This window comes from Rhizobium sophoriradicis, from assembly GCF_003939025.1.
GTDB classification, from domain to species: Bacteria; Pseudomonadota; Alphaproteobacteria; order Rhizobiales; family Rhizobiaceae; genus Rhizobium; species Rhizobium sophoriradicis.
Genome location: NZ_RQIH01000038.1, coordinates 1 through 11,968 on the forward strand (window position 1 = coordinate 1; position 11,968 = coordinate 11,968).

Annotated in this window: 9 protein-coding genes and 1 pseudogene; 5 read left to right on the plus strand and 5 right to left on the minus strand. The window is 57.6% G+C overall.

Features of this window, described 5'->3' with window-relative positions:
• Positions 1 to 160 precede the first annotated feature (160 nt).
• On the minus strand, positions 161 to 376 hold the full coding sequence (locus EFR00_RS32270) for a hypothetical protein (RefSeq protein ID WP_077990367.1): 216 nt from the start codon (positions 374 to 376) through the stop codon (positions 161 to 163).
• A gap of 1,455 nt (positions 377 to 1,831) precedes the next feature.
• On the opposite strand from EFR00_RS32270, the gene EFR00_RS32285 reads away from it, so the two are divergent.
• Positions 1,832 to 2,224, plus strand: coding sequence for a hypothetical protein (locus tag EFR00_RS32285; protein WP_009994560.1), 393 nt, complete (start codon positions 1,832 to 1,834; stop codon positions 2,222 to 2,224).
• A gap of 173 nt (positions 2,225 to 2,397) precedes the next feature.
• Positions 2,398 to 2,709: a hypothetical protein gene (locus EFR00_RS32290; protein WP_077990374.1), complete on the plus strand. Its 312-nt coding sequence runs from the start codon at positions 2,398 to 2,400 to the stop codon at positions 2,707 to 2,709.
• 62 nt (positions 2,710 to 2,771) lie between these two features.
• Here the strand turns inward: EFR00_RS32290 and EFR00_RS32295 are convergent, their stop codons facing one another.
• Positions 2,772 to 4,223, minus strand: coding sequence for a CYTH and CHAD domain-containing protein (locus EFR00_RS32295; protein WP_077990376.1), 1,452 nt, complete (start codon positions 4,221 to 4,223; stop codon positions 2,772 to 2,774).
• Positions 4,224 to 4,325: 102 nt separating this feature from the next.
• Between EFR00_RS32295 and EFR00_RS32300 the strand changes: the two genes are divergently transcribed.
• The 3 genes from EFR00_RS32300 to EFR00_RS32310 all read left to right on the plus strand — a co-directional run bounded on the left by EFR00_RS32300 (position 4,326) and on the right by EFR00_RS32310 (position 5,758).
• Positions 4,326 to 4,787 carry an NUDIX hydrolase gene (locus tag EFR00_RS32300; protein WP_077990378.1) on the plus strand — a complete coding sequence of 154 codons (462 nt, stop codon included), beginning with the start codon at positions 4,326 to 4,328 and terminating at the stop codon, positions 4,785 to 4,787.
• A gap of 99 nt (positions 4,788 to 4,886) precedes the next feature.
• Positions 4,887 to 5,075: a hypothetical protein gene (locus EFR00_RS33255; RefSeq protein WP_167482312.1), complete on the plus strand. Its 189-nt coding sequence runs from the start codon at positions 4,887 to 4,889 to the stop codon at positions 5,073 to 5,075.
• 122 nt (positions 5,076 to 5,197) lie between these two features.
• The gene (locus tag EFR00_RS32310; protein WP_009993901.1) at positions 5,198 to 5,758 is read left to right on the plus strand and encodes a GNAT family N-acetyltransferase; all 561 of its coding nucleotides are present in this window, start codon (positions 5,198 to 5,200) and stop codon (positions 5,756 to 5,758) included.
• A 50-nt stretch (positions 5,759 to 5,808) separates the two neighbouring features.
• Here the strand turns inward: EFR00_RS32310 and EFR00_RS32315 are convergent, their stop codons facing one another.
• The 3 genes and pseudogenes from EFR00_RS32315 to EFR00_RS32325 form a co-directional block, all read right to left on the minus strand.
• Positions 5,809 to 7,770, minus strand: a complete 1,962-nt coding sequence (locus EFR00_RS32315) for an elongation factor G (RefSeq protein ID WP_077990380.1) — start codon at positions 7,768 to 7,770, stop codon at positions 5,809 to 5,811.
• A 705-nt stretch (positions 7,771 to 8,475) separates the two neighbouring features.
• Positions 8,476 to 11,787, minus strand: coding sequence for a metallophosphoesterase (locus tag EFR00_RS32320; protein WP_077990381.1), 3,312 nt, complete (start codon positions 11,785 to 11,787; stop codon positions 8,476 to 8,478).
• A gap of 71 nt (positions 11,788 to 11,858) precedes the next feature.
• Positions 11,859 to 11,968 (minus strand): annotated as a pseudogene (locus EFR00_RS32325) (IS5/IS1182 family transposase); the annotation flags it as partial.

Here is an 11,968-nt window from a genome sequence, read left to right on the forward strand (position 1 = left end):
CGATATCCGCTCCCACTGCTCGTCCCGAAGGATCAGACGATCCAAAACACCCATGACTGCCTCCAAAAGACAGTCTTGAATCTGATTTGCTCAGCCTTGGGAATCCCAAGAGTCCACACCGCCTAGACCCGCCGACCGCCCCCCGTGGGCGGCGGCTGGCTCAGCGCTCCAATCGGATCGACGCCTGAATCAGATCCTGATGGAAGCAATGGCTGCGCAAATCCTCTGTCAATTTGACCAGCCTTTCGCTGGCCAGCCCCGAGGGTTCGCCTCGCGCCCGCATTCCGTCGATCAGGCTCTGCTGCGCGCAAATCATCTGCCGGTCCTTGATCACTCGCCGGCGCGCGACTTCCAAGTCCTGCAGGGAATAGGTCATGAGAGACTATAGCACGCAGGCGGCGACAGTGGGATTCATTTCGCGGCTCCCGTATCATCGCGGCCGCCGGCTTGGTTTGCCGTCGCCGAACGAGCCGAGACAGAGCCCGCCCCTCTCGCCCCGTGACCGAGTGGCCCCAGGACGGAACATTATAGGGCGCCTGGCACAGCGTTCGTCGCTTTTGCCTTGGATAAAGCGCAATGGAGGCGCATATTCGCATATCGGCAGCCAATGAAACGGGCGCTGCCGATCAAGGGGTGGCTCCCTTCGCCCCAATCAAAGGAGGACAAGATGTCTTCCACCTTCAAGCGCTCTTCTCATATCGTGGCTTACGGTGACTTCTTATTCAGGGCTTCCATCCTGGCGAGCTTCGCCGTCATCATTAGTTTAATTTTGAGAGGATGGTTATGGTAGTAATCATCACAACTGGAACTGCTGCGAAACGCGACGAGAATTGGCGGCTGCGGTCCGTCCTCAAGCGAGCGGACGACGCGACGACAGATCTCGCGGCTTCAGAAAATGGCGACCATCACGAAGAGGCGATGGTGATAAGACGCATCAGGGCGGCGACGATCCTGACGCCCGCCTACCCCTCTTCGAGACGGCGGAAGCTGCATGCCGACCCTGAGGCTTTGGCATCATGGGAGAACGAAGGAGGCGCCACACGAGCTGTGCACCCGCCTGCGGACAAGAAAAATTGATGACGCCGCGAAGCGATTTAGCGAGGCCATGATCGCGCTCGTCGCCGCGGCTGGGTTCGCAATCACCGAGTAGCTAGACGCGCCGGATACTGACCCGCAGACGACTATTTCCACCACCGCTTCTGAGCCAGCACCGGCACCAGTGAAACCGACGGCTCCGACGGACAGCAATCCGACGCCTGCACCCGCTGCTTCTTCACAGCAATAATGCTGCCATTTGAGTGAAACCACCGTTACATTCGTTCGGGATGAATTCTTCACTGAGGAAAAGACCTTCCCGACCATGCGAGATGCTGTCGATTACCTGAAGGCATTGTCCCCTATCCCGCTCGAGATAGTTCTACGCATCCGCGCTCACGGTCGCGACATACCTTTCGACCGCAAGAGTATAGCGAAGCTGATGCACGAGCTTTGATCCAATGAAGGATGATCCGCCTCGACAGCACCTCATGTCAAACAGTGGCTGCATTTTCCTTTAGTTCGTTCTTAATCTTTCCTAGAAGAACCTCGCCCTCGCCCGCTTTGCAGAAGTGGTGCGTGCATATTCAGGCGCAATGCACAGTGATGGGTGGCTCGGGCGGGAATGGCGGAGGCGCGAACACTCACAGGCCTGACCGCTTTTTGCTGCCCCCCGGAATATACAGTTTGCCAGCCGTGTTGATTAGGCGCATGGTAGGTCTTCAGTAGCTGTTTCTCAGGGCGCTACTGCGTGGAGGTCGGTTGTTGCCTTCGCCCCAAATTGAAGGAGGACAGCATGTCTTCCAATCTCCACATATCTGTGCGGACCTCTGACCTGGCTGTATTGCAAGGCGTCCTCGACGACGCCGGATACGATTCCACAAGTAGCCTCGCAGATCCGAAATATTACAACATCGCCGTCAAATTGCTGTTCAATCTTTATAATGATGGAATGACCTCGCCTGCCGCCCTTTCCATCGAACTCAGCCGGCACTTTGGAAAAACACCACTGTCCTCGAAATCATCCGCGGAGTTCGAAAAAAATCGCAAGTCGATCCAGGGGATCCGTTCAGCTGTTGTGGTTAAGGCGCCCCCGGCGCCTGAACAGACACTCATCGCCCTCGCGCAAGCATCGGCGGCGCAGGAAGTCATCGACGCTCCGTGCCATGAACTGCCTGCAACTCAGTGACACGGCGTCGGAATGCCCCCAACAGATGAACCTGCTGCTTTATATCATCGGGGTAGCCCGGCAGAGCGACCAAGCCGTTCACTCAAGCCCGTTGCTGCACTTGCCGAAACCATAAATCGGCAACAGTGCGCCGGGAAACGGCACAATAATGGGCACCATCAGAGGAGGCTGAAATGCGAGAAGCACGAAAGGAATTTGCAGCGAGCACAAACGGAGACAAATGGTATCTCGGACATAACGGAACTGCGGACCAGCATATCGTGATCCATCGCGCCAACGACGCCTCCGGCGGCACTGAGACGAGATGGCCGATTTCGAGCTTTCTGGAGCACTTCGGCGATCATCCGCAAGGTCAGGCTCTTCGCGAGGCACTGCGCGATGCCGGATCTGCTGAACAGGAAGCACCAAGCGAACATACGCCCGTTGCGCAGAAACCGGTGATTTCTTTCCCTTGGTCTCGCAATATGGACCGCCTTAAGGATTAAGCCCAGTAATCACTCACCTTAAAGCGTTCTTGGGGCGCGCGAGCTATCGAAGATGCATGCTGCTATCGCCAGAAACGCTCGCTGTCGAGAACGTCATCGAGAGATGCTTGCGCTCGTTCGATCAGGGCTTCCTTGTCCGCATGGGAAATGACCGAATCTTTCGCCGGATGTCCGGACAGACCGTGCTTGTCCAGAACCTCCGGGCCGGTTACCAGGTCGTTCAATGCACCCAGATCGTCCTGAAGCGCTTCCATGGCCGCAAGAAATTTCTTATGACGACGGACGCCCCGCGCGTCGTCGAAGAGTGAGGCGAAAAACTCGGCGGCGTATCTGAATCTCTTCGCATCCTTGCGAACCTCGTGTCTGTGGTCGTCGTCAAGCGTCGCCAAGGAGCCGCCGTCCCTCTTCAGCCGCTTCCGCTGCTTGTCCAATACACGTTCTGCAAAGCCCCGAGCGCTGGGAATCGCCACTGACGCCGCGCCGTTGCTAGGAAGGTAGTCGCCGCACTCCAGCCAATCGAACAGGTCGAGCATCAAGGTCCGAGACCGCGAACAATTCAGAGCATCGATAGCGTCGCGGTAAACACTTTCCCGAGCCGACTTGAGCTTGAACACGAGATCAGGGTCCGTCGCTTTCGTCAGAAGGACGTCGACGTTGCGCGCCTCGCCGAGTACGACTGCTAGCCAGCGCAGCTCATCCTTCAGCCGCAGCGGCTCGTTTCCGGGAATGATTGGCTTGAACAGCGAAAAAGCCGAACGGAGACGCCGCAGCGCCACCCGCGCTTGATGAAGCGCCTCCGGGTTGCGCCGATGAAGGAGAACCTCTTCATTCAATCGGAACTGGCGGAAACACGACAGCGAGATGGCTCGAAAGGCCACGGCGGCATCCATATTCCGATCAAGATCCACAGGCTCCGACTTGTACGCTGTCTTCTGCGCCTCGATCAGGCCGAAGCCTCGCTCTGCCTTCGACCGGACGCCGATCCTGAACCCGGCGACTGCGTCGATTTTTCTGGCGAACACGAACAAGTCGTTGGAGCTGCCGTCCTTCAGCTCGATCTCAGCTTCGAGGAAAGGAGAGAGCCGGTCCCCTGAAACAGCTTGTCCGGCATCGACGGCGACCTCGATCCGAGAACCATTTTCTTCCACCTTCCAGACCCGTCTTTCGCAGACCGCGTCGAACAGAGGTACAAGCTTCAGCTCGCCACCAAACTCTGCCAAAAGCGGGCTTGTGTGGTCGAGGACGGGTTCGTCGTTTTCGACGGGGGTCTCCCATTCCGATCTGGCAAAAAGTGCACGACTGGGGCCAGTAACCTTTACCGTTTGCGTTCTCGCGGTCTCTACCTTCCGTATGCGAAGGGTGTAGCCATTGTTCCAAAGCCTGCGGTCGGCGGCATCGAAGTAAACAGAGCTTTGCTGGACAACCTCAGCGGGTTCGCCCAGGAGATCGGAACCAATCAAGGCATCGAAGGCTTCATGTGACAGATCAAGTTTGATTTCGGTTTCTGACGACATGATGAACTCCTCCTGCTTGACGACGGACTTCCAACGCGGATCTGACTGTCATAGTACGGTGTTACTGCGACCTGATGAAATAGAAAGAAATCTAAAACGGCTATGCTCGCAAACGACAATAAGTCCCCGAGCGGCGATCTCGCCCGCGAAATTGCGCAGGCGGGCGCGATCTGTTATCGCAGAGCCGACGACGGACGACTTGAAGTGCTCATGGTCGGGAGTCGTCGGAACGGCAGATGGGGCGTGCCGAAAGGACACCTCGGCGCCGGCGAGAGCAGCGACCGCACCGCGAGCCGCGAGTCGTTCGAAGAAGCAGGCGTCATCGGCAGTGTCGACAGAGCGGTATTTGGCTCTTTTACCTACCGGAAGGACAGCACCCCGCATCGCTACCATGTCGCCGTTCACCTTCTCGAGGTGACGGGTATTTCGGACGACTATCCGGAGAAAACGATCCGCAAGAAGGCCTGGTTCCCGCTTGACGCTGCGGTCACCGAAGCGTCTCAGCCGGGACTGAGGGCGCTGATGGTGAAACTTGCCAATTCGATGGGAGTTCCTTCCTTTTGAAGGGCCCGCGTCGCGGCCGATATGTTCCAAGAGGTGCTGGACTAGCGACGTTGAGACGGTAGATTTTTCGAACTTGCTCGACCATCAGGACGCGTCACGATGAGCCGCGACGAGCTTGCCTATGTAGGTCTGGAGCGAGATCGATCCTCGAATTGGATCCTCGGGATATTCGGGGCCGTCGGCAGTGAGAGCCGTCATCTGTTCCGAATTGAGCTTGAACAGGCATTCCACAACTTCTTCGCTCCTGTCGAAGGCCAGAATGGACCGAAGCGAAGCCGGAACCGCTGAGCCGGCAGCAACCGGTGTCGCTCCCACGCCATCTGGGTTACGATGCGTGGCTGAGAACGGGTGTAGGCGCCTAGTCCGACCACCTAACTTAGGAGGCCAGTGTGAGCCCAACAGTGAGATTTATGGCCGCGGCCGAGGAAGATCTTGCGGTCGAAACGGTCTTGCTGGCGTTTGCAGCCGATCCTATGGCGCGATGGACCTGGCCCAATGCACGCCAATACCTTGCGGCCATGCCGCGAATGATCCGGGCGTTCGGGAGCAGCGCCTTCGCCAACGGAAGCGCCTTTTGCACCGACGGTTACGCCGGAACGGCGCTGTGGCTGCCGCCCGGGGTGCATTCTGACGAGGAAGGACTTGGTGCGGTGCTCGAAAGCACCGTTGCGCCCTCTCTCGCCCCCGAAACCACGGTCATATTCGAGCAGATGGCCACGTACCACCCGACGGAACCACATTGGTACCTGCCCCTGATCGGCGTCGACCCGGCGCATCAAGGCGAAGGTCACGGGGACGCCTTGATGGTGTACGCACTCGCAAGGTGCGATCGCGATCACGCGCCAGCCTATTTGGAATCCTCGAACCCGCGCAACATTCCGTTCTACCGGCGCTACGGTTTCGAACCGCTCGGCGCGATCCTGGCCGGGTCATCGCCGACGCTCGTGCCGATGCTGCGGCCGCCCCATTGAGCTCGGTTCGATCCGACCGTGCTTGGGCGCCTTGAAGTGCCGCCAACATTTCAGTGTGCGGTGCCTGCTTTCTCCTTTGCCCTCAGGATGGCGTCCGCTTCCTTGCCGTATAGTTCCTCGAAGTGATCGAAGGTCTTGGAAAAATAACCAATGCCTTGCGTCGCCGAGCGCAGCGCCCGCGCCAGATCTTCAAGTGCGCCGCCCGGAACGAGCGCCCGGAAGATGTCCCATCCCTTGGCGGTTTCATCACGGTCGAAGCCGAGAACCTGGCCGTTGAGCGCGGCGACGATCTGGACAAGGCTGCCGGAATAGACCGACGGGATGTGGAACTCCGTACGGAATATCGGCTGCATCAAGACGGGCGATCCTTCGGAAAGCGCCTGTCGCACCCCCATTTTCGACGCAGTCCGGAAGGCGTGTTCCGAACTGTCGACGGCATGGTGCTGACCATCCAACAGCGTTACGCCGACATCGATGACTTCGAAGCCTAGCGGTCCTTTCTCCATCGCTTCGCGCGCACCCGCTTCGACGGCGGGGAAGTAGTTGCGCGGAACGGCGCCGCCCTTGACGGTTTCGCCGAAGGTGAAGCCCTGGCCGCGCGCGTTGGGGTGAATGCTCAACTTCACATCCGCGAACTGCCCGGCGCCGCCGGTCTGTTTGCGATGGCGGTAATGAACCTCCGATGGTTTGGCGATCGTCTCGCGGTAGATCGGGCTGGGCGTCCGCTCGGTCACGGAGATGTGAAAGACTTCGGCCAGCGTTCGGCAGAGATCACGCAGATGCACCGGCCCCTGGGCGCGGACGAGTTGAGCGCCCGTGCCTTCCTCCTGCAAGACTTTCAGGCCACGATCCGTCTCGGAAAGTTTCGCCAGCGTTTCGGAAAGTTTGTTTTCATCGCGCTCGCTGCCCGGAACCAGGATCCTTTCAAGCATCGGCGTGGGTGGTTCCGTCCACTCGGGCGGGGCGACCACCGCGCCGGAGGCCAACAGCGAAGGGACGGGCAGGTGGTCGGATTTGACCGTCGCGAAGACATCTCCCGGCGCCGGCAGAACCGCCGAATTGGACCGCCCATTTGCGAGGTTTTGCACGGCGCCGAGGCCGGAGCCGCCCAGCGATGCGCCTTGCCGCAGGCCCTCGCCAAGCGCGCGCACGAGCACCGTCTTGCCGACATTCTGGCGATGATAGGCATGGAAGCTCACGGCCACCAGCTTGCCTTCTTCGACAGCTCCCGTTTGAGCGAGACGCTGCCTGAGAATCCCGACCGGCGGCGCCTCGTGGCGCAGCGCCTTCATCAGCCTCATCATGCCGTTGCCGTGGCTTGCAGCACCGATGAGGACCGGGATAATTCTGTTTTCCCTGAGAACCCGGGATGAAATGGCATAGAGCGCGTCGCTGGATGGCTCGCGGTCCTCGATCAGTTCCTCGAGAAGCCAGTCATCAAATTCGGACAGGTGTTCCAGGAGCTCGGTGCGCGCTTCGTGCTCGCGTTCGGCCGTGCTTTCGGGGATTGCGATCAGCGCCGAAGGCTGGCCCTCCCGGTAGCGCCACGCCCGTTCCGAAATCAGATCGCAACTGCCGATGATCCTGTCCCCCTCACGGATCGGGATCTGGCGAAGCAAAAGGGTGTGGCCGGCGTAGTCCTGAAGCGCGGCGATCACGTCCCTCAACCGCCCCCTCGGTTCGTCCATCCGGTTGACGAAGAGGATGCAAGGTGTGCCCGAGGCTTCGATTATCCTGAGATAGGGCGCCGCGAGCACGGCCTCTTCGGGTGCCGATGAAACGCACAATATGCAGGCGTCGCTGGCAAGAAGCGCGTGCTGCGCATGCGCCAACGCTTCGTTGGGTCCTGGCGCATCCAGTGCACACCACGCCTCGTTTCCGAAGGTGAACTCTGTGAGGTTCAATCCGTAAGGGGAGCTGGATTTTCTCGGCGTCCCCTCCAGCGAGCCGAGCTTTTCCACGACTGTCGATTTTCCGGTCTGCGAGGGTCCAAGCACGGTAAAGCAGCGCATCGGCATTCCTCCAACTGCCATGAACTCAATTTCAGCCATCATAGGATGCCCTGAACTGCTGCAAGGCGCCAGAGGTGTTCAGTTTGACAACGCTTTTGACCTGGACTTGCATTTGAGGCTGATCTGCTCAGTGACTGAGAACGCATTGCCGAATTTGCGATATCGACGTCTACGCAGGGTCGCGATGAATGCAAAGTTGGGTGAAATCTCGACACGAATGAACATCACGGGAGCTCTTATCGAGTTTTTCGTCAGGCAGCCTAGGCTCAAATAAGTCAATCATTCTGAAATCGCGCCGGCCTTTGAACTGTACGTGGACTCCCCACCCAATCACTGAGGAAGCTGGCCAAGCCGGTGGCCAATGGGATGGTTTGAGAAGATGAGAATAGCTGAAATTGGTTGCTGTGAAGGGGATCGAGCCCACGATCCCAAGGTGAGCCCGATCTGTCAAATACGTTGCAAAATTTCGATCCCTTTGCCGTGTTGTAGCGTGCATTAAACAATGCTGACTACGATCCTTGACCTACACGATGGGGTGCTGAGGCCCTCCAATTCATAAAATAGCCCTCTATTGGACCTCGACCAGGCTCGCGATGTCGTCTCCCGAAACCCGATATTTCAACGAGGCGTATACCAGAATCTCTGCGACGTGAACTCGTTTACGAGCCCTTCAACTCCGACCCGCTGGTCGTGACTGCCTTTTCACTACGCTATCGATTTTCTAATCCTCTTACGCACCGAGGCGATTTTCGGCGTGACGCTGTGATGATCCAATCTCGCATAATAGTAATGTGAAACTTTGTGTTGCCGCACGTGGGCGACCGGTGCCCCTTCGAGAATACGGCGTAAACCCATGAGGTAGTCCTCCTCTCGATACTCTTCGCCACGCAATCGCCAGATCATCGAACTGTACCGGAAAAGTGTCAGCAGATTAAACCAGTCGCGGCGTTCGGAGAACACGTGCCATAGTAGCTTATGACACTTGTTCAGCATCCAGGGCACCCGTTCATTCAGGAGAAATTGGTAGCACCCGATGAGCTGGGTGACCTCCTGATGCGACAGCGGCGTGCCGGCGTCGATCTTTCGCTCAGCGAGTTCGAGAACAGCCCGGCCTTGATTGTAAAAACTATCCCCCCGTCGTCCAAGAACATTGGCCAGCAGGGCGGATGCCTCGTCATCGCTTTCGGTTTGCTCTGCCAATATCAGGGCGATGTTGTCTGCGACGATGAAAAATCGCTTTCGTCGTGCCGCCTTCTCAAGCTCGATCAGTTTTCTGGTCCGCTCGTGATCGGCGAGTGCCTGTTCCGCGATGATCGATTGTGCCTGGAATCCGAGACTATTGTGGCGATTGATCTTCAAGGCCTCACCTGCATAGCGCATTGCCCTTGGGCCGTCGCTTGCCTTGTAACAAAGAGCCAGTTCGATCAACAGGTGCTGACGGGTATCCTTCGTGAACGGAAAGTCCTCGATCTCCTCATAGAGTTCCTTTGCACGCTCGCTTTCGCCGAGCATGCGCATGGCATAGGCCTGCTGGCGGATGAGATGCGCGCGCTTCTCCTCATTATCATCCGGCCCCATCAGTGCGATAAAGTCGCGACAGAAATTGGCACAGCTGGTGAAATGTGCTCCGGAAGACAACGCGGCTGCAAAGCTCGCTGCCAACGACACAATCGCTATGGATTCGCGGGATTGGGGCCGCTCACGATGGATTCTGAACAGCCGAATGAGCAGTGCGCTTGCATTGGCAATGTCGGCATTTCCGCACTTGGAGCTTGAATAGTCGAGATGTGTCGGCCAATCCTTGGAGCCTGCCATCCAGTCAGGCCCGAAAAGCAGAGCGGCGGCTCGCATATTGAGGCTATCAAGCCTCTCTTCGGCCAACTGGGTGCGCAAATAATCGCGAATGGGCCTGGGCACAACCAGAATTTTCTGGCTGGCCGATCCATCAGGGCCGCCCATGTCCGGTGTCTCGGAAACCGTGATCAACGCCCTATCCATGAGGCCCAGTGCATCCGAGGGATGGAAAGGGTGCACTCCGTTGAAACGCTTGATCCGGCCGAATTCCGCTCCCTGCGGAAAAACGATCAAAGTCTGAAGCATGTCGAACATGCGCCTGCTTGCTTTCTCAGTCGCTGATGAAAGTTCGCCGAGAACATATTTTAGGGCAGCAGGCGCGTCGGCATGACCCTTGTCGCCGCTCGCCGCGTCACCATCACCGCTGGAAAGCTCCTCAAGCGACACGACGGCCAGTTCCTTCAAGCGCGCTTCGAGCCGGCTTGGATAGCCGTCCGTGTGTCGAAAGAGGATAGCGATTGCTTCGATCGTTGTGAGCTTGCTGTCGCCGCGTTCGTGATCGCCGACGTAGAGCTTGACGTCTGCCTCGTCCAAAGGCGCTAGGACCAGCAATGGTAAAGTGTTGCCTGACGGTTTGCGAAGCGCACGCAGGACGATTCGGAGCTTTGGGCAAGCGTCTCTGATGACGTTGACGAAGCTTTCAATGTCCTGTTCGATGGTCAAGGTGCCGGGGGACGGGTCGATGCCCGTGGTAATGTCGTCCAGTATCAGAAGCGAAGCCTCAGTCTCCAAGGCATCGCAAAATCCGGCGAAACTGCAACCGAGCTTTCTGGCAACGGCAGCACTATATTCGTCCTTGTTGGAATATTCGCTCGCATCCAGTCTGTAGACCCGTGGAAACGAGGCCGATCGTGATAGGACGCTGGCAATGAATTCATCGCTTCCTAAACCCCATTCGGACGTGAGCCACAGGGCGCGCTCACCATCAAGGTGCTCTGCGCATTGTTGTTGCTCGCCTAAGCGTACCCGCAGATGAGACTGCGAGGTGGTCAGATGGTAATTCAAGGGCGCCAGGACGTCCCGCCCGGTCTGTTGCTCGCTTTCCGCCTCGAACGTTTCAGTTGAGGGGGCGGTTTCGGCGGAAAGGACCGCGGAAACCGTTCGCGGCGCAAGTGGAATCCGAAAGAACTTGTCGTCCTCCAGCAAAAATTCCGTTTCGGCCACGAAGCGGTGCTGCCCACTTTTATGGGTCAGCAGTCGTCGCGGCCAAATCCGGATCTGGCGACCTTCATTGGAAGCTTCGAAGGACAACAGGTTATAGCCATGGATACGCGCCGCCTTGTTGTCGCTAAAGGTTTCCATCCCGAAAAGCGACGGCGCCTGCATCGACGCTCTTGCGAGCGCGCCGCTGATACCGACTGTCTCCGAGAACGGCTCGTGCATGTGGCCGAAGAGGTGTAGATCAAAGCGTCCCGGCGGGCTGATTTCACTGTTCCAGGTCCTGACATGCTCCTGATGGAGCCAATCGAGCGGGTGGTGGGTTACGACGATGTTGAAGTGATTTTCGCCGCACCAGTTGCCCAAGGAGGGGCTCAGGGCATGAACCTGCCGATGGTCAAGGGCGAGTTTTCCTTTGTAATCGTCTCCGGAGAGTTGCAACCAGGTGGAATTGAGACCGAGTACGCCCAAGGAGACCTTGTCATTGCGAACCGCCAATAGCTGGTCCCCAGGCATGAGGCCGCTAACGCTATTCAGCAAAGGAATTCCGGTTGATGCGAGCTCCGAGATGAAACGATTGTAGTTACTTAAAGATTCCACCACGGTTCGCCGATAGGGGTCGACCGGTTCGGAAAAAAAATCCTCCCAGATGTCACTGTTTTCGAACCATCGCTTCAAGACCTTGACGGTCGGTGATTTTCCATCTGGCCTTTCGATGTCGTGATTGCCAGGAATGCAGATGAGGGACGGTCGGAACCCCATCTTTTTGAAGTGTCCCCAGAGTTCCTGCAAACGGGAGACGACCTCGTCAAATTCGTCCTTAGCGCCCTTTTGTGCGAAGTCGCCGCTAAACAATACGGCGTCCCAGGGGCCTGTACCGATCGCCAGCGTTTTGAGGTCTTCAAAGAAAACCTCTTTCACGTTCGGCCAAAGCAACTTCTGTGAGTGCATTCCAGCGTGCAGATCGCTGAGATGAAGAAGTTTGAAAGAGCTAAAATCAGTCATTTGAAGGCAATTCGAATCAGTCGGATGTTTGCAGATACAATCATGCCACCATGCTTAGGTCGTGTGGACAGTTATCTGATCCATAGCATTGTCGCCGCGATAGTGACGACGGCGAGGTAGTTTTCGGCGGTTTTCTCGAAGCGCGTCGCGACCCTTCTGAACTGCTTGAGTTTAGAAAAGC